Below are 17,571 nucleotides of genomic sequence, written 5' to 3'. Positions count from 1 at the left end.
GATTGCGGCCGTTACTGCGCAGGGGTAACCGGTGTAGCCGTCTCAGCTGCAGGAGCAGCCGGAGCCATCGTGTCGGTTGCAGCAGGAGCGGCGGGTGCGGCAGGAGCGGCAGGCGTTGCTGCCGGCGCGGCGGCGGGAGCTGCAGCAGTGGGCTCGGTCGGCACGAAATCGGCAGGCACCAGCGGATCGATTTCAGCAGCGAGCTGCTCGAGCGTCTTGTCACCGGTGAGCGTCTTGCCATTGACATAGAAGGTCGGGGTGCCCTGCAGACCGAAGTCATTGAGCGCCTGATCGCGCATGGCTTCCATCCCGGTGAACAGCGCCTGATTCGTCAAGGCGGCGTCGAAGGTTTCCTGGGTAAAGCCGAGCTGCTTGGCGATTTCGAGGATTTTGTCGCGCGGAGCTTCCGAAGCCGCCCAATCGTTCTGGGTCTTGAAATAGGTCGCCAGCACATTGTGGTAATTGGTCGGGCCGGCAGCCTCGGCCAGCATGAACACGGCCGCATCCAGCACATTGCGCACGAAGGGGCGGGTGATCAGCTTGACCTTGCCGGTATTGACATAGGCGCTGACGAATTCGGGCAGCACGGTATTGGCGAAGGTCGCGCAATGCGGGCAGGTGGGCGAAGCATATTCGATGACAGTGACCGGAGCGGTGTCGCTGCCCTGGACATGGTCGGGCATGCCGCCGGCGGGCGCCATCAGCTTGGCCTGGTCAACCACGTCGCCTTCCGCGGCATTGGCCGTGGCGACGCCGCAAAGGCTTAGCGCCGAGGCTGCGGCGGCAAGGATTAGGGTGTCACGGCGGGTAAATTTCACTTCTGGCGCTCCTTTTATGGTGTGCGCGACACTACACGGGCACAAGGTGTCGGCAAGTGGGCACATTCATCACTAGCGGGTGAACGCACTATTTGCCATTTCGCTCCGATCTGCTGGAGAGCGCGTGGCCTAATACCCGCAACGCTTCCCGCAGATCCTCATCTTCTATATTGGCCACCTGGGCCCCGACCTTTGCTTGCACGCTCGGGCTCGGTTGAATGGGTTTTTGCTCTTTGGCCCCTGAACCGGGGGTGAACGGTTCAGCCGAGAGGCGAATCTGGCCCACCAGCACATAGCCGAAATAGCGATTGACCGCCGCGGCAATGGCCTGCCCCTCATGGGCGATGGCCAGCGCATGGCCCGGTGCGCAGCGCAGATAAAGCGTTGCCCCTTCCGCGCTCCGCTCCCCGCGCGGCCAGGCCAGTTTGTCGGGAATAGCCACCTTGTCATAAGGCCGGGGCGCCATCGCGCCCCAATGGGTGATGATGTCCCGGCTGGCAAAGCCGCGCTTTTTCAGCACCGGATCCAGCGCGCCGGCAATCGCATCCGCCAGCGCCACCGAGCGATTGCGGCGCTTGGGTTCCATCTCGGCTTTAGGTTTGCTGGCGTCACTCATCGGCTAGGGTCTAGCACTCGCCCGGGAATCCGGCAAACCCGCAAGGGAACCCTTGTGGGATGGGTAGGGGTGGGGTTATTCGTCACCACGATGCACCTGCCCAACCCCGCCCCCATTGATGCCGCCGCAGTCCTTGCCTGGTATGACACCCATGCCCGCGACCTGCCCTGGCGCGTCTCTCCGGCCGATCGGGCCAGGGGCATGGCGCCTGATCCCTATCGGATATGGCTCAGCGAAGTCATGTTGCAGCAGACCACCGTCGCGGCGGTAAAGGCCTATTTCCTGCGCTTCACCAGTCTCTGGCCGACGGTTTTTGACTTGGCCGCTGCCCCACTCGACGCCGTACTCAAGGAATGGGCCGGGCTTGGCTATTACGCCCGCGCCAGAAACCTGCATGCCTGCGCCCAGGCGGTGGTGAACCAGCATGGCGGCAAATTTCCTACCACGTCCACCTCCTTGCAAACCCTGCCGGGCATCGGCGCCTATACCAGCGCCGCCATTGCCGCCATCTGCTTTGACGAGCCGGTCGCCGTGCTCGATGGCAATCTCGATCGTGTCCTCGCCCGCTATTACGCGCTGCCCGTTCCGGTGCGCGATGCCAAGGAGGAATTGCGCGCGGCCTTGCAGGCGTCCGTGCCCGGCAGAGCAGGGGACTTCGCCCAGGCCATGATGGACCTGGGCGCCACCATCTGCGCCCCCCGCACAGCCATCTGCATGCTCTGCCCTATCCAGCCGGGTTGCGTCGGCACCAAGGCGGCGGACCCCGCACTCTATCCGCTCAAAGCCGCCAAAGCCGAGCGACCGGTGCGCAAGGGCCACGCCTTCGTCATGACCGACCCGGCCGGCGACGTGTATCTGCAAACCCGCCCCGACAAGGGCCTGCTCGCCAAAATGACCGAGGTGCCAACCTCCGACTGGGCGGTGGATCTGCCTGCGGTTGCCTACCCGGTCCAAGGAGATTGGCATCACCGCGGCCAAGTCATCCACATCTTCACCCACTTCCGCCTCGAACTCGAAATCTGGTCCGCCGCGGTCGCTCCGACCGGATTGGATAAAGGCTGGTGGGCCGAACCGAAGGCGCTCAAGGGGGAAGCGCTGCCGACATTATTTCGCAAAGTGCTGGCGGCGGCCGGGCTGGAATAGTGCCACTAACTGCCTAACCCACCAAAAAACAAAAAGGCCGCCGGGGCAAACCGGCGGCCAGGAGTAGAGCCTGAGAGTGATTGGAGGTCAGGATCAGGCAGAAATCAAATCAAGTTTTTGACGAATGTCGCTGCGCAAATCATCGATCGGCACGCTGCGGCCGTCATTGTCATGGTGCCAGAATGTCCACCCGTTGCAGGAGTCGGCGCCCTGCACCAGCGCCCCCACCTTGTGGATGGACCCCTGATGCGTGCCCGAGACGAGTGAGCCGTCTGCGCGAACCATGGCGGAGTAACGGCGCCCCGAGTCGAAAAGTTGCGCACCCGGCTCGATCACGCCTTGCTCGACCAGCGAGCCGAAGGGAATGCGAGTTTCCTTGCGCTTGGGCGTCACCGATTGCAGCGCCTCGAACACGCCGGGGCGGATGCTGGCAATGCGCTGCAGAGCGGCATTGATATAGCTCTGCTCGCGCTCGATGCCGATGAAATGCCGGCCCAGCTTGCGGGCCACGGCGCCTGTCGTGCCGGTGCCAAAGAACGGGTCGAGCACGATATCGCCCGGCTTGGTCGTGGCATTGAGAATGCGGAACAGCAGGGCTTCCGGCTTTTGCGTCGGATGCACCTTGCCGTCATCTTCGTCCTTGAGGCGTTCGGCGCCGGTGCAGATGGGAAACAGCCAATCGCTGCGCATCTGTGTATCGTCATTGGCGAGCTTCAGCGCTTCATAATTGAAGGTCACCCGGCTTTTCTGGCTGCGCGCCGCCCAGATCAGCGTTTCATGCGCATTGGTAAAGCGCGTGCCGCGGAAATTGGGCATTGGATTGGCCTTGCGCCAGATCACGTCGTTGAGCATCCAATAGTCGAGGTCCTGCAGGGCAGTCCCGACCCGGAAAATATTGTGGTAACTGCCGATGACCCACAACGCCCCATCGGGCTTGAGCAGCCGGCGCGCGGCTTTCAGCCAGGCGCGGGTAAACTGGTCGTAATGGGCAAAGCTCTCGAACTTGTCCCAGTCATCATCCACCGCATCCACCTTGGACTGGTCGGGGCGGGTGAGGCCCTGCTCCAGCTGCAGGTTATACGGTGGGTCGGCAAAAATCAGGTCAACCGAGCCGGCCGGCAGGGCATTCATGTGGTCGATGCAATCACCCACAAGGATGGTATCGATGGGGAGGCGTTTTGCCTCCTCCGCAGCGGCTACAGGAGCCGTACGCGCGGTACGCAACATACACTTAACCCTAACGCAGTACTAACGCGTCCTTTGTAGCGCCGCAGGAGTTAAAAGAGCGTTCGTAATGGGTTAGCGGGGAGTTAAGAGGGCTAGTTTGCCACCGTGAGCCGCAGCCGCGCCTCGGCCACCGGGGCAAATTCGGCGCGGTGGTGCCGGCACGGGCCATGCGCCGTCAGCGCCCGCAAATGTTGGGGCGTGCCATAGCCCTTGTGCCCGGCAAAACCAAAGTCGGGTGCATCGCAATCCATGATCGCGCACATCCGGTCCCGCGTGACCTTGGCGACAATCGAGGCCGCCGCGATCGAAACGCTGCGCCCATCGCCGCCGATCAGCGCGGTGCCATCGCAGGGCAGGCCCATGGGCACATCGCGCCCATCCACCAGCACGCGATCCACCGCCACGCCCAGGCTATTGACTGCCCGCGCCATGGCCCACAACGTTGCCCCGCGAATATTGCGGCTCAAGATGATTGAGGGCGGGGCCACCACCACCGCGACATGCGCCGAAGCGACGATCAGCGCGAATAACGCCTCACGCTGCTCTTCGCTCAGCTTCTTGGAATCGTTGAGCCCATCGGGAATGCGGTCCGGGTCCAACACCACGGCCGAAACCACCACCGGCCCGGCCAGCGGCCCGCGCCCGGCCTCGTCTACCCCGGCGACGAAACGCGCCCCGCGCGCCTGCATGGCGCGTTCGTGGGAGTAGTCGGGAACAATCTGGAGCGGCGAATCGATCAACATGGCGCCAGCATCGCCGGGCTCTTGCTCGATCACAAGCGTTCCAGCAGCGCCTGACGATCTGGCACAAACATGTGATGACCAACGCGATTGGTTTCCACCACGAATGCCGCCAGCGCCTCGCTGCCCGCGACATCAGCCGAAATATCGCCCACCACCACCAGCCGGCAGCCATAATTCTGCAGCTTCTGAATGAAGGCGCCCGCCATGCCGCTTCGCAACTGCAAGAAATCCGGCAGGAGCCGAGTTACCGGAATGACGATCACGCTGGTTTCGGTGCCATAGGTCTCGCTCAGAATGTCCAGGGCGTCGGCTTCCGTGCCCAAGAGCGGACCTTCATTGGCAAGTTCGAAGGCCACGAGACCATTGATACTGCTCGTCACTGTCACGATTTCTCCTTTACCAACAAATATATACGGCGTCAGTTCTAGCCGGATTTCTGCTACGTTCAACGTGGGGCAGGGGAGTGAGAAGCCATTGCGCTTAGCATTGATGCAGTCATTGTTCAGTCTGGCGGCCATGGCGTTGGCACTTTTCACGCTGCCCGCCGCGGCCGAGCCATTCCATCATCCCTCCGGCGAATGGCGCGAATATAACAATGACTGGCTGGCCGCATGCCCCGACAAGATCGACGAGGATGCCGCCACCTATTACGGCTATTCCTGCTTTGCCAGCACGGGCAGCCAGGAGCTCAATAGCGCGGGCCTGCCCGCCTGGAAGCTGACCCTGATCCACAATCGGCTCACTGGCGATGTCGATGTCGCCTTCACCGGCGCGGCCAACGGCACCGAAGTGGATACGAGCCGCCCGATCAGCATCGAATTCACCGGCGTCATGCCGCAGAATTTCGATTTCGCCAACGATCTAGAGACCCGCCTCAACACCAGCAATCAATGGTTTGTAGCCGACGAGTTCCGCCGCGACGCATTGATCGCGCAGATGAAGATGCGCAACGCGGTCATTCTGCACGTCCCACTTACTATTGCTGACGAGCCCGTGCGCAAAGTGCGGTTGTCGCTGCGTGGCGTGCTGGCCTCGCTCGATTTCATGTCGAGCTATGCGCGGCGCGTGTCGCAATATTAGACCAGTCCCAAGGGCGGCAGCCGGCGTTTGACCGGTTGTGCCTTCACGATCGCCGTGCTGGTCTCGGCTTTGTCGGCAATCTGGTCCAAAATCCCGTCCAATTGCTCGATCGAACGCAATTGCAACCGCGCGACAAAGCAATCATCGCCCGTCACCTTGTCGCATTCGGTGATCTGGGGAATGTCTTCGATCAGCTTCTGCACGATATGCAGCTTCCCCGGCAGCGGCTTGATCCGCACGATCGCCTGCAGCGAATAGCCAAGCGCCTTGGAGTCGAGATCGAGGGTAAATCCCCTTATCACGCCGCGCTCCTCCAGCCGTTTCAGCCGCTCCGATACGCTGGGTGATGATAGCTCCACCCGCTGCGCCAATTCCTTGATCGATAGGCGGGCATCTTGCGACAGGGCCTCGATGATGTTTCGGTCGATATCGTCGATCATTTCCGCTTTCCGAGGTAAATCGAAAAATCCACCGAATAATATAAAGCAGAAATCGCATCTGCCTTTCAAGCCTTATGGAAGCGCGCCCCGCGCGGCGTTATCTTCCATTCTGACAATGAGGGCAGAGCATGAGCACCACACGCGGCACTATAGAGATGACGGCGGCCATGGCCATTTCGGGCACGATTGGCGCTTTCGTGGTGTTTTCCAATCAGCCGGTGATCGACGTGGTGTTCTGGCGCTGTGTCTTCGGCGCCGTGCCCTTGCTCATCGCCTGCGCGGCGCTGGGCCTGTTCCGGCGCGACATCATCACCCCGCGCCAATGCCTGCTGGCCATGCTGGGGGGCGTCGCTATCGTCGCCAATTGGTTGCTGCTGTTTGCGGCTTATCCGCTGGCGTCCATCTCCATCGCCACCGCAGTCTACAATACCCAGCCCTTCATGCTGGTGGCGTTCGGCGTGCTGTTTCTCGGCGAGCGGCTGACGGCCCATAAGCTGGGTTGGCTCGCCATCGCCTTTGTCGGCGTCGTGCTGATCGCCAATGGCAAGACCGGCAGCGGCGGCAGCGATTATCTCGGCGGTATTCTGCTCTCGCTCGGCGCGGCGTTTTTCTACGCCATCGCGGCGCTGGTCACCAAACAGCTCAAAGGCGTGCCGCCCCATCTGATCGCGCTGATCCAAATCGGTGTCGGCATGCTCATGGCCGCGCCCTTTGCTGGGTTTTCGAGCCTACCCACGGGCCTCGCCACCTGGGGGAGCCTCGCGGCGATCGGGGTGGTCCATACCGGGCTGGTCTATATCCTGCTCTATGGCGCCATCCAGAAATTGCCCACGCCGCTGATCGGTGCGCTCTCCTTCATTTATCCGGTCGTGGCGATCTTTGTCGATTTCATCGTCTTCGGCCATCGGCTCGACGCCTGGCAATTGCTCGGCGCCGCCGGCATCTTCATAGCCGCCGCAGCCATGACTCTGGGCTGGGAGCCGTTTGCTAAGGCTCGGCTGCGAATCGACACAAACTAAAAATCCTTTGCGCCTCAGACCTGCGCCGCCCAAGCCTCAACGGCTTCGATCATCATTGCATGCATCTCGGGATTGTTGGCTTCCCGCGCCAGCTCCCACAATCGATGCGCACCCGTGGTCAGATGGATGCGCTCCCGATCCAGCTTTTTGTCGGTCTCAATCTCATAACGGCGTACGATCCGCTCGGTCAGGTCAGCCGACACAAAACTCGAATAAGTGAATTCCTCATGCAGCGGGCCAAACCCGGAATCGGCGAAGTCATAGAGACCAGTGAGCGTGGCACTGGCATGGTCGAATGCCATGTTCCAGCCATGTCCATCGAAGAACCCATAGGTCTGCCCGTAGGGATCCGGCGTTAGGGTCGCCCAGTTGGCCAGTGTCTGCTCCACCAGCCGCCGAAGATGATCCGGCAATATCGGCAACGCGCCTGCCGCAATGGCCTCCGCGGGTGCGATGGCCTCGATCGGGCCCGCGCCTGCCGCTCGCAGTGGCGCCGGATCAATGGCATGCAACTGCGCATAAAACAGACCGAGCTTGTCTGCCAGCCGCTCGCGGTCGCCCTCGCTCAACTGCTTGTACTGCTTGGTCAGCAAATGTTCGCCCGCCAGCTTGGCGTGGCGTGAATAGATCAGCGGCGTGTGGTGGATCGTCAGTTCCGGCACCGGCATGTCGACTGCCGACCGGATGACCTCTAGCAGCCGCGCCTCCCTCATCAGCGCCTCTTCCGCGCGTGCCTCGCGCGGAAACTTGAAGATCAGGCGGTCATCGACATCCACCGCCACGCTGTCCCAGCCTTCGGTGAGCAGGCTGAAGCGTCCGCCGCTTGTCTCGGGATGGTCCGCGACAATGATGTCGCGCAATTGGTCAAGAGTAAGCGGCGCAGCGGCAATCGGCATGGCAGGCTCGTCGAAATCACTCGAACGCCCAGATTAATCGACATTCCGCCCGGACCGCAAATCTGCGGGCGATTGACGAAGCCGCCGAATTGCTGTGCTTTCCCGCATCAGCCAGTTTTCGGATTATCCATGACCATCAAGCCCGCCGCCGCTCTCCTGTTTGATATCGACGGTACGCTGGCCGATACCGATCCGCTGCATCTGGAAGCTTTCAACCGCACTTTCGCGCCCTATGGCGAGCATTTCGACAAAGCCCGCTTCGCCCTCGAATTGCAGGGTCTGGCCAATGAAGCGATTGCACGGCGTTTTGTGCCGCATCTGTCGCCGGAGGCTGGGATGGAAGTGATGCGCGGCAAGGAGGCGGTATTTCGCGATCTGGCCCGCTCGGACATTTACGCCGTGCCGGGCCTGATGGACCTGCTGGATCGCGCCGATGCCATGGGCCTGCCTATGGCCGCAGTCACCAATGCCCCGCGCGCCAATGCCGATCTCATTCTGGATAGTCTGGGCATTCGCCACCGCTTCAAGGCGCTGGTGATTGGCGAGGAACTGGCCCATGGCAAACCGCATCCCTTGCCCTATCTCGAAGGCCTGCGCCTGCTCGGCGCGCAGCCCGAGCATTCCATCGCCTTCGAGGATTCCCGCACCGGCATCGCTTCGGCCACTGCGGCAGGGCTGTCTACCGTGGGTATTCGTACAAGCCTTGATCATGACGCCCTGATCGCCGCCGGCGCCAGCACCAGCGCCGCCAGCTATGCCGATCCGGCTTTGCTCGATTTCATCCTGGGGCGCGTGGCCGCCGTCGCGGCCTAGAACAGGCTCATCTGCTTGTCTTCGAGCTTGGGGGCGACGAACAAATCCGTCCGCAAGCCCGGCAGCTTGACGTCCAGCCCATAGCGTTCCCGTGCCTTGTCGAGGCGCTGGCGCAACAGCGTGGCATAGGGGCCTTCGCCCGTCATGCGGGTGCCCCAGCGCGCATCGTAATCCTTGCCGCCACGCGTATCGCGGACCAGCGCCAGCACATGCCGCACCCGGTCGGGGAAATGGCGCAGCAGCCATTCGCGGAAAATGTCGCGCACTTCGCCGGGCAGCCGCAGCAAGACCATCGAGGCGCTCTTGGCCCCTTGTGCCGCCGCCGCGTCGAGAATCCGCTCCAACTCCATGTCGTTGATCGCCGGGATCATCGGGGAGGCAAACACCGCCACCGGCACGCCCGCTTCGCTGAGCAGGCGGATCGCTTCCAGCCGGCGGGCAGGGGAGGAGGCGCGAGGCTCCATCTTGCGGCTGAGCTTATGGTCCATCGTGGTCATCGAAATGGCCACCTTGACCAGATTGAGCTTGGCCAGTTCGGTCAGGATGTCGAGATCGCGCACGATCAGCGCCGATTTGGTGGTGATCATTACCGGGTGCCGGGTTTCCAGCATCACCTCAAGAATGCCCCGCGTCAGCTTATGCTTGCGCTCAGACAACTGATAGGGATCGGTATTGGTGCCCATGGCGATCGGCTTGGGCTTGTAATTCCTGGCGCCCAGTTCGGCCCGCAGGGCTTCCACCGCATTGGTCTTCACATAGATATCGCGTTCGAATTCGATCCCCGCCGAATGCCCCAAAAAGGCATGTGTCGGCCGCGCGAAGCAATAGGAACAACCGTGCTCGCAACCGCGATAGGCGTTGATCGAACGCTCGAATCCGATATCGGGGCTGTCATTGGTCGTGATGATGGTCTTGGCGCGTTCCATATGCTCGATGGTCTCGAAGGCTGGCATCGGCTCGGTGCTGCTCCAGCCGTCGTCGAACCCTTCGCGCACCTGCTTTTCGAACCGCCCGCTGCGATTGGACTGCGCGCCACGCCCGCGATTGCGGCTGGGATCAACCAGTTCGCGCCGTGCCAGATCGGCGTCGCGGCTGCGGCTCAGCTTTTCCAGGGCTTCGAAAGACGGGGCCTGATAGAGGGCCATCACTGCTCTCCTTGCGCGCCGACTGCTCGAATCGTCGCTTGAGTTAACGTGCGGTAACACATAGCAGTTGTACGTGAACAAAACAAGAACTAGCCGGACGATAGCCGCGTTCTTCCCACGGGGATAGCTGGCTTGCACGCATGTGGGTGGACAGCTTTGCCGCGCTGGCCTAAACCAGCCGACCCTGCGATCGAACGAACAGTTCGCGCATGCAACTTAAGCGTTCGATTTAGTATTGACCTGGCGCTGCGCGCAGATTACTAAAGCATCGACTTTACTATTTTGCGGCTGCTGACACAGCCTGTCACACGATCTTTCTAGTGTGACGTCGAAATCAGCCGCCGCCATTCGTCATCATGGCGACATCCAATTTGGTTCAGGGAAGACATCATGACCACCGACAACACTATTGTGCCCGCCCCGGCGGATCAGGCCGCGCCGCCGGAAGATCACGCCGCCCGCAACAAACTGGTGATTTCCCTGCTGCTCGTCTCGGCTTTCGTCGTCATTCTCAATGAGACGATCATGGGCGTGGCCCTGCCGCATCTGATGCACGATCTGGACATCACGGCGGGCGCCGCCCAATGGCTCACTACCGCCTTCATGCTGACCATGGCCGTGGTCATTCCCGTCACGGGCTTCCTGCTGCAGCGGCTCAATACCCGCCCGGTCTTTATCCTGGCCATGTCGCTGTTTTCCGCTGGCACGCTGATTTCGGCCATCGCGCCCGGCTTTGCCGTGCTAGTCATCGGCCGGATCGTGCAGGCTTCGGGCACGGCCATCATGATGCCCCTGCTGATGACCACGGTGATGACCCTGGTGCCCCCTGAATCGCGCGGCAAGACGATGGGCAATATCTCCATTGTCATCTCGGTTGCACCCGCCATTGGTCCCACTATTTCGGGCCTGATCCTCTCGGTGCTCGACTGGCGCTGGATGTTTATTCTGGTCCTGCCCATTGCCCTGGGCGCTCTGGCTTTGGGTGCCAAGCGCATCGTCAATGTCACGACGCCCAAGGATGCGCCGATCGATGTGCTCTCGGTCGTACTATCGGCCATTGGCTTTGGCGGTTTCGTCTATGGCCTGAGCGGGCTGGGCGAAGCGGCCCACCATCCGACCCCGGTTTCGCCGTGGATTCCGCTGCTGGTCGGCGCCGCCGTCATCGCCGTCTTCGTGTTGCGCCAGCTGTCGCTGCAGAAGCAGGATCGCGCTCTGCTCGACCTGCGCACGCTCACCTCGCGCGTCTTCACCATTTCGGTGGCGATGATGGCGATCCTGATGATGGCTATGTTCGGCGCCTTCATCCTGCTGCCGATCTATCTGCAGAATGTGCTGGGTCTCTCGACCCTGCAAACCGGCCTGCTGTTGTTGCCCGGCGGTCTGGTCATGGGTCTCTGCGCGCCCACCGTCGGCACGCTGTTTGACAAATACGGCCCCGTGCCGCTGGTCATACCCGGCGCCGTGCTGCTCAGCATTGCGCTGTGGGGGCTGACCTTCGTGCAGCAGGATACCTCGGTCTGGCTGCTGCTCGCCGCTCACCTGACGCTCAGCGTTGGCCTCGCCCTGATGTTCACGCCGCTGTTCACGGTGAGCCTTGGCTCGCTGCCGCCCAACCTTTATTCGCATGGCAGCGCCGTGATCGGCACCGCCCAGCAGGTCGCGGGCGCGGCAGGCACGGCCCTCTTCGTCGCCATCATGACGTTGCAGGCCACCAGCCTCACCAATACCGGCGCCGATATCCTGACGGCAACAACCGGCGGTATCCGCTCGGCATTCCTGTGCGGCGCCATCATCTCGTTGGGCGCAGTCGCCGCGGCTCTCTTCATCAAGAAGCCGGCCCCGCGCGCCATGCCAGCCGAATTCGCGCCGGGACACTAAGCCTCGTCGCCACAGCGGTCTTGACTCATCCCCGTCACCAGCCAAGCTGGTGGCGGGGATTTTCATTTGGGGAGGAACTTCATGCACGCGCTGCTCGAGCGGATCGTTGCCGCCTCCGGCGTGCCGAACCTGGTGGATATTCTTGCCGCCCGGCTCAGCCCGACCGACCTGCAATCGCTGTTGCTCGAAGTCTATGATCGCCGCTCGTCCGTGCGCAGTCCGGCCGATCTGCTCGCCGATTACGAGAGAGGCCGCTTCTTCGGCGCCGCCAGCCTGACGCCGGCCGCTGCTGCCGAGTGGGATACAATTCTGGTCGCCAGCGTGACGCCCGATTGCCAATTCCTCACCCTCTCGCCCATGGCGCCCCTGGGCGCTTGCGCCGCTGTCGCTCCGGTGGGCCAATCCTGGTCGGTCCCTACCGTGCGCACCGGCGAAGTCGTGTCCGACGCCACCAATGTCCTGGCGCTCGAAGCCGCCTTGCTGCGCCGCGCGGCCGCCAAGCACGATCCCAAAACGCAAGACATTGTCCAGCTGGCAAGTACCCACCGCGTGGTCCGCCCCCAGGCCTATGCCAAGCCGGGCCTATTGGCCCATTTCGCTCTCTCCGCCATGGTCAGCGCCGGTCGTGACCGCGGTAGCTTCGGGTTTGAGGCCGCGGCCCTGCACGCCCAGATCGGCGCCTGGCTCACCGCCTATCGCCGCTATTTCGGGCCCAAACTGCGGCTGGGCATTTCCTATACGCTGCTGCGTCCCGGCAATCCCGACGCCAGGCTGGAAGCGCTGCGCGCACTCGCTCAAGCCCACAATGCCGAATTGATCGAGGATGCCGAGCGCCCCGCCGCTTCCGGCTATTATGCCGGCTTCTGCTTTCACCTGTTGGGCGGCTGGCCCGGTGGCGAGCTGCGCCAACTGGCCGATGGCGGCATGGTCGACTGGACTGCCAAACTCCTGGGCAATGCCAAGGAGCGGCTATTGATCAGCGGTTGCGGTGTGGAGGGATTGGTGGCGCTGCGCGGGCAAGGCGGTTAGGGCCCAACCCCCTACCGCTCATCCAACCGTGGCATCAACTCCACGAAATTGCAGGGCTTATGCCGGTAATCCAATTGATGGCTCAAAATGCCTTCCCAGGCGTCGCGGCAGGCGCCACGCGAACCGGGCAGGCAGAACACGAAGGTGGTGCCGATCAGTCCGCCCGTTGCCCGCGATTGCAGCGAACTGGTCCCCACAGTCGTGGCCGAATATTGATGGAACAGGACGGAAAAGCCTTCCATCCGCTTGTCGAACAGCGGTTCAATGGCTTCGGGTGTCACGTCGCGCCCGGAAAAGCCGGTGCCGCCCGTGGTCAGGATCACGTCCACCTCCGGATCGGCCACAAAATTCTGCACCGCCTGCCGGATCAGCTGGATATCGTCGCGCACCACCACCCGTTCGGCGCAAGTATGCCCATCGGCTTCCAGCAGCGATTTGAGCAGCGCGCCGCCGGTGTCGGTTTCCAGGGTTCGCGTGTCGGAAACGGCAATCACGGCGATGGAAAGCGGCTTGAACGCCCGGTCTTCAAATCTTTCCGTCTTGAACATTGCCTGTCTCTCCGCTGCTCGCCAATTCCTCGGGCACCGGGGCTTCGTCTCCCGGCATCTCGTAGTCATCACTATCAGCCCGTGGGTCGAGTACAATCGATTCTGGCGTCACCTGCCTGTCATTGCCCATGGCCTGGAACGGGGCACGATCGGACGCATCCACGCTCTTGCGCACCCGCATGCGCAGATAGGCGGTGACCGCGAGTAGCGCGTGGAACAGCGCGGTGATGACAAACAGCCCCACCGGTGACCAGGCGCCCATGATCATCGAGGCCACGGCCGGGCCAATGGCCAGCCCGATACCCAGGATCAGCAGCATGCCGCCGGCAATCTTGGCGAAGTCGCCATCCTTGGCAAAGTCATTGGCATGGGCCACCGCCACCGCGTAAATCGGGTTGGCGGCAAAGCCATAGGCGGCAAACAGCACATACATCATCCACCCCGCCTCGGGATTGATAAGCACGGTCAGGGCCCCGACGACCGACGCAGACCCCGCCAGCCCGATCAGCACCAGCCGCCGGTCGATGCGGTCCGACAATCGGCCGAACGGAATTTGCGCCACAGCGCCCAAAATGGCGGCCACCGCAAACAGCAGCGCAATGCCGCTGGCATCCAGCCCCCGCTCATAGCCGTAGACTGGCGCCAGTGTGCCAAAGGCGCCATTGGCCATGCCAACCGAAAAGGCCGCGATCGCCGCCACTGGCGAGGTGCGATACAGCAAAAGAACGTCGATCTTGGCCGAGGCCAGCGGGCGCGGTTGGGGGCTCGAGGTCAATGCGGTGGGCAGTACCGCACAGATAAAGCTGATGGCACCGAGCACGAAGGGCACATAGCCCGCCGTGCCGGTCACCGACATGGCAATCTGCCCCAGCGTCGAGGCGGCCATATTGATGGTCACATAGATCGAAAAGATCGTGCCACGGCTTTTGTTCTCGGCCACTTCATTGAGCCAGCTTTCGACGATCATCGCCGCGCCCGCAAAACAGAAGCCGGAGAGCGCCCGCAGCAGGATCCAGCTGAGATCGTTGATCAGCAGCAGATTGAGCAGAATGGTGACCGTGCCGATGGCCGCCATCACCGAAAAGGCTCGGATATGGCCTACCTTGCGCACGATCAGCGGCACGGTGATGGAGCCTGCCACAAACCCCACGGACCAGCCGGTACCGATCAGGCCCAGTGAAAGCAGGGAAAATCCTTCCTCCGCGCCGCGCACCGATAGCAGTAGCCCCTGCAGCCCCCCGCCGAACATGAGCAGCGCCGAACCCAGAAACAGGGCATAGATCTTGATGACAGAGGCCATGACGCTCTTCGGCTCTTGTGGTCGGAGTAACGTTGCAAATCACGCAAGGGTGACCATAACGCGGCATGCCGGGATTGGGAGTGTAAAAAAGCGGCGGGTGCTTAAACTAGTCCCAACGCCTCAATCCGCATCCGCAGGCTCAGCAAATCCCGCCATGCCTGCTGCTTGGCCGCCGGATTGCGCAAGAGATAAGCCGGATGCAGTGTCGGCATGGCCTCGACCTCATGCCGCCCGATCGCCACCTGGCTCCATTTGCCGCGCATCTTGATGATCCCGTTCGTGGTCGAGAACACCGTCTGCATGGCCGGCCCACCCAGCGTCATCACCACCTTGGGCGCCACCAGTTCCACCTGCCGATGCAGGAATGGCAGGCACAGCGCCATTTCTTCGGGGGTCGGTGTGCGATTGCCCGGCGGCCGCCACGGCACGGTATTGGCGATGTAAACCTTGGTGCGGTCCAGCCCGATTGCCCCCAGCATGCGATCGAGCAATTGCCCCGATTTGCCGACAAACGGCTTGCCCTGCCGATCCTCCTCGGCGCCCGGCGCTTCCCCGATCAGCATGATATCGGCCTCAGGATTGCCATCGGCGAACACCAGTTGCGTCGCCCGCAATTTCAGCCCGCAGCCATCATAGGCGCCCAGAATGGCCTGCAATTGCTCAAGCGTTTCCGCGCTCGCTGCCAAAGCGCGCGCTTCGGCCGGATCGCCACCCAATGCCGGGGCAGGGGCCGCAACGCGTTCGGCAGGCGCCGCTTCCCGCGGGTCACCCATCACCACCGGAGCAGCCACAGCGGTGGCCCGCATCGGTGGGCGCTGTGCGAAGCGGTCGACCGGTTCCTCGCCCACGGCGATATCCACGCCGGCGGCGCGATACCAATCGAGCATGCCGACCATATCGTCGTGACTGAGGGATCGTTCTTGAGCCATGGCCTCTCTTATGTCACAGCGGCTCCGGCCGGGCCAAGCGGATATCGGGGCCCGGCACAGAGTACAGCGGAAAGTGACTGCATCCGAACTTGCGGCGCAGTCGCAAAACGGACAATCTTGCCCGCCAGAACTGGCTGGATAAGGCCTTGGAGAAATAAGCCTCGTGACATTGCTCGTGAACCGTCTTGCGCGACCCGCCTTCGTGGTGCTGATGCTGGCGGCGTTTGCCGCCCCCCTGGCCGCCCAGACCAAGCCTGCCCAGTCCCTCGACATGTTGTCGCTGTTCCGCTCCAGCGTCACCGGCTCCTATATGGCCGGCCAGCAGGCGCTCAAGGATATGCGGACCGAAGAGGCCGCGCGCTATTTCAACGATGCTGCCCAGGCCGATTGGGACAATCCGGTTCTGGTCGAGCGCTCGTTTATCGGCTTTGCCGTCGATGGCCAGATTGGCCAGGCCGCCGCTACCGCCAAGCATCTGCTCGAACTCGATCCGCGCAACGAGCTGGGTGAACTGGTCGTCGCCACCGAGGCCATCAAGGAGCGCCGCTATGACGCGGCTGAAAAAATGCTCGGCGCCATCGGCCAGGACAGCTTCACCGGCATCACCGCCGGCATTCTGCAGGCTTGGGCGCTGGTGGGCGATAACCGCTTCCCCGAAGCCGAAGCCCTGCTCGACAAGCTCGGCGCCAATGGGCTGGAGGACTTCCTGGTCTTCCACCGCGCGCTGATGGCCGAAGCCGCGGGGGAAACCGACAAGGCTATCGCGCTTGCCGGCAAGGCATTCGACGCCGAGCCCTTCGTCGCACGCATCGTCGAGGTCTATGCCCGCATTCTGGCCAATGCCGGCCGGTTCGACGAGGCCAAGGACGTTATCGCCCAGTTTGAAGCGCAGGGCCTGACCCATCCCATCGTCACCCGCGTCAAGCTGGCCGTCGAAGCCGGGCAGCGCCCGGGCATTTTCGCCACCAATGTGCAGGTCGGCGCCGCCGAAATGTTCCATGGCATCGGCGTTGCCCTGTCGCGCGATGGCAGCCTCGACCTCGCGCTGGTCTTCCTGCGCATGGGGCTTTACCTCGACCCATCGGCCGATGTGATCTCGCTGGCACTGGGCCAATTGCTCGACAGCGCTGGCCAGCATCCGGCCGCCAACAGTATTTATGAGGCGGTGCCCGCGACCTCGGTCATGAAATCCACCGCCGTGGTCCGCGTGGCACAAAATCTGGACGCCATTGGCGATCGTCCCGAAGCGCTGCGCCGCCTGAGCAATATCGTGGCTACCCGCCCCGACGATCTCGACGCCGTTTCCGTGCTGGGTGATTTGCTGCGCTATGACGAGCAATATGTGCCCGCCGCCGAGGCCTATACCAAGGCGCTGGAACTGACCGGCGGCGACAACGCCTCCGACTGGCGCTTCTACTACGTGCGCGGCATTGCCTATGAGCGCGCCAAGCAATGGCCCAAGGCAGAGGCCGATTTCCTGGAGGCCCTCAAGCTCAATCCCGACCAGCCTCAGGTGCTGAACTACCTCGGCTACAGCTGGATCGATCAGGACATGCATCTCGAACCCGCGCTCGAAATGATCGAGAAAGCCGTCAAGGCCGTGCCGCAGGATGGCTATATCGTCGATTCGCTCGGCTGGGCCTTCTACAAGCTCGGTCGCATGGATGAGGCCGTCACCACCCTCGAGCAGGCCGTGCTGCTGCGCCCCAATGATGCTGAAATCAACGACCATCTGGGTGACGCCTATTGGCGCGCCGGCCGCAAGCTCGAAGCCAAGTTCCAGTGGAACGTCGCCGCCTCTGTCGATCAGGAAGGCAATGTCAAAAAGCGGGTCGCGCCCAAGCTGGCCAATGGCCTGACCGAGGGTTCCGATTCCGACGACGCGCCGGTGGCCGAGGATTCGACCTCGGCTCCCGAGGATACTGCCCAGCCAGCCGTAAACTAGCA

General features: G+C 62.6%; 18 protein-coding genes. 7 read left to right on the top strand and 11 right to left on the bottom strand.

Annotated features, from left to right (window positions below):
* Positions 1 to 11: 11 nt before the first annotated feature.
* Together N8A98_RS04385 and N8A98_RS04380 are read right to left on the bottom strand one after the other, a co-directional pair.
* A complete protein-coding gene (locus tag N8A98_RS04385) occupies positions 12 to 818 on the bottom strand; it encodes a thioredoxin domain-containing protein (RefSeq protein ID WP_262169490.1) in 807 nt (268 codons plus the stop codon).
* 88 nt (positions 819 to 906) lie between these two features.
* On the bottom strand, positions 907 to 1,434 hold the full coding sequence (locus tag N8A98_RS04380) for a DUF721 domain-containing protein (RefSeq protein WP_262169488.1): 528 nt from the start codon (positions 1,432 to 1,434) through the stop codon (positions 907 to 909).
* 90 nt (positions 1,435 to 1,524) lie between these two features.
* Between N8A98_RS04380 and N8A98_RS04375 the strand changes: the two genes are divergently transcribed.
* Positions 1,525 to 2,577 carry an A/G-specific adenine glycosylase gene (locus tag N8A98_RS04375; protein ID WP_262171880.1) on the top strand — a complete coding sequence of 351 codons (1,053 nt, stop codon included), beginning with the start codon at positions 1,525 to 1,527 and terminating at the stop codon, positions 2,575 to 2,577.
* Positions 2,578 to 2,670: 93 nt separating this feature from the next.
* On the opposite strand, the gene N8A98_RS04370 is transcribed toward N8A98_RS04375, so the two are convergent.
* The 3 genes from N8A98_RS04370 to N8A98_RS04360 all read right to left on the bottom strand — a co-directional run bounded on the left by N8A98_RS04370 (position 2,671) and on the right by N8A98_RS04360 (position 5,065).
* The gene (locus tag N8A98_RS04370; RefSeq protein ID WP_315974529.1) at positions 2,671 to 3,804 is read right to left on the bottom strand and encodes a site-specific DNA-methyltransferase; all 1,134 of its coding nucleotides are present in this window, start codon (positions 3,802 to 3,804) and stop codon (positions 2,671 to 2,673) included.
* A 92-nt stretch (positions 3,805 to 3,896) separates the two neighbouring features.
* Positions 3,897 to 4,580, bottom strand: coding sequence for a ribonuclease HII (locus tag N8A98_RS04365; protein WP_390888799.1), 684 nt, complete (start codon positions 4,578 to 4,580; stop codon positions 3,897 to 3,899).
* Positions 4,577 to 5,065 (bottom strand): DUF4180 domain-containing protein, encoded by a 489-nt coding sequence (locus N8A98_RS04360; protein ID WP_262169487.1) that lies wholly within the window; start codon positions 5,063 to 5,065, stop codon positions 4,577 to 4,579. The genes N8A98_RS04365 and N8A98_RS04360 overlap by 4 nt, the downstream gene beginning before the upstream one ends.
* On the opposite strand from N8A98_RS04360, the gene N8A98_RS04355 reads away from it, so the two are divergent.
* Positions 5,064 to 5,627, top strand: coding sequence for a hypothetical protein (locus N8A98_RS04355; RefSeq protein WP_262169485.1), 564 nt, complete (start codon positions 5,064 to 5,066; stop codon positions 5,625 to 5,627). The genes N8A98_RS04360 and N8A98_RS04355 overlap by 2 nt on opposite strands.
* Here N8A98_RS04355 and N8A98_RS04350 read toward each other — a convergent pair.
* Positions 5,624 to 6,067: an Lrp/AsnC family transcriptional regulator gene (locus tag N8A98_RS04350; protein WP_262169484.1), complete on the bottom strand. Its 444-nt coding sequence runs from the start codon at positions 6,065 to 6,067 to the stop codon at positions 5,624 to 5,626. The genes N8A98_RS04355 and N8A98_RS04350 overlap by 4 nt on opposite strands.
* A gap of 128 nt (positions 6,068 to 6,195) precedes the next feature.
* Between N8A98_RS04350 and N8A98_RS04345 the strand changes: the two genes are divergently transcribed.
* Positions 6,196 to 7,086: a DMT family transporter gene (locus N8A98_RS04345; RefSeq protein ID WP_262169482.1), complete on the top strand. Its 891-nt coding sequence runs from the start codon at positions 6,196 to 6,198 to the stop codon at positions 7,084 to 7,086.
* 14 nt (positions 7,087 to 7,100) lie between these two features.
* Here N8A98_RS04345 and N8A98_RS04340 read toward each other — a convergent pair whose 3' ends face one another.
* The gene (locus N8A98_RS04340) at positions 7,101 to 7,982 is read right to left on the bottom strand and encodes a phosphotransferase family protein (protein WP_262169481.1); all 882 of its coding nucleotides are present in this window, start codon (positions 7,980 to 7,982) and stop codon (positions 7,101 to 7,103) included.
* Positions 7,983 to 8,111: 129 nt separating this feature from the next.
* Between N8A98_RS04340 and N8A98_RS04335 the strand changes: the two genes are divergently transcribed.
* The gene (locus N8A98_RS04335) at positions 8,112 to 8,795 is read left to right on the top strand and encodes an HAD family hydrolase (protein WP_262169479.1); all 684 of its coding nucleotides are present in this window, start codon (positions 8,112 to 8,114) and stop codon (positions 8,793 to 8,795) included.
* On the opposite strand, the gene N8A98_RS04330 is transcribed toward N8A98_RS04335, so the two are convergent.
* On the bottom strand, positions 8,792 to 9,940 hold the full coding sequence (locus N8A98_RS04330) for a PA0069 family radical SAM protein (RefSeq protein WP_262169477.1): 1,149 nt from the start codon (positions 9,938 to 9,940) through the stop codon (positions 8,792 to 8,794). The genes N8A98_RS04335 and N8A98_RS04330 overlap by 4 nt on opposite strands.
* A 390-nt stretch (positions 9,941 to 10,330) precedes the next feature.
* Here N8A98_RS04330 and N8A98_RS04325 point away from each other — a divergent pair, with 390 nt between their 5' ends.
* The gene (locus N8A98_RS04325) at positions 10,331 to 11,818 is read left to right on the top strand and encodes a DHA2 family efflux MFS transporter permease subunit (RefSeq protein WP_262169476.1); all 1,488 of its coding nucleotides are present in this window, start codon (positions 10,331 to 10,333) and stop codon (positions 11,816 to 11,818) included.
* 81 nt (positions 11,819 to 11,899) lie between these two features.
* Positions 11,900 to 12,847 carry a hypothetical protein gene (locus N8A98_RS04320; protein ID WP_262169474.1) on the top strand — a complete coding sequence of 316 codons (948 nt, stop codon included), beginning with the start codon at positions 11,900 to 11,902 and terminating at the stop codon, positions 12,845 to 12,847.
* An 11-nt stretch (positions 12,848 to 12,858) separates the two neighbouring features.
* Here N8A98_RS04320 and moaB read toward each other — a convergent pair whose 3' ends face one another.
* From moaB to N8A98_RS04305, 3 genes are all read right to left on the bottom strand, one after another.
* The gene (moaB, locus tag N8A98_RS04315; RefSeq protein ID WP_262169473.1) at positions 12,859 to 13,395 is read right to left on the bottom strand and encodes a molybdenum cofactor biosynthesis protein B; all 537 of its coding nucleotides are present in this window, start codon (positions 13,393 to 13,395) and stop codon (positions 12,859 to 12,861) included.
* The gene (locus tag N8A98_RS04310) at positions 13,373 to 14,695 is read right to left on the bottom strand and encodes an MFS transporter (protein WP_262169471.1); all 1,323 of its coding nucleotides are present in this window, start codon (positions 14,693 to 14,695) and stop codon (positions 13,373 to 13,375) included. The genes moaB and N8A98_RS04310 overlap by 23 nt, the downstream gene beginning before the upstream one ends.
* A 101-nt stretch (positions 14,696 to 14,796) precedes the next feature.
* The gene (locus N8A98_RS04305; RefSeq protein ID WP_262169470.1) at positions 14,797 to 15,624 is read right to left on the bottom strand and encodes a uracil-DNA glycosylase; all 828 of its coding nucleotides are present in this window, start codon (positions 15,622 to 15,624) and stop codon (positions 14,797 to 14,799) included.
* A 163-nt stretch (positions 15,625 to 15,787) separates the two neighbouring features.
* Between N8A98_RS04305 and N8A98_RS04300 the strand changes: the two genes are divergently transcribed.
* Positions 15,788 to 17,569, top strand: coding sequence for a tetratricopeptide repeat protein (locus N8A98_RS04300; protein ID WP_262169468.1), 1,782 nt, complete (start codon positions 15,788 to 15,790; stop codon positions 17,567 to 17,569).
* Positions 17,570 to 17,571 lie beyond the last annotated feature (2 nt).

Source organism: Devosia neptuniae, from assembly GCF_025452235.1.
GTDB lineage: Bacteria > Pseudomonadota > Alphaproteobacteria > Rhizobiales > Devosiaceae > Devosia.
This window is presented reverse-complemented; position numbering and strand designations above follow the sequence as displayed.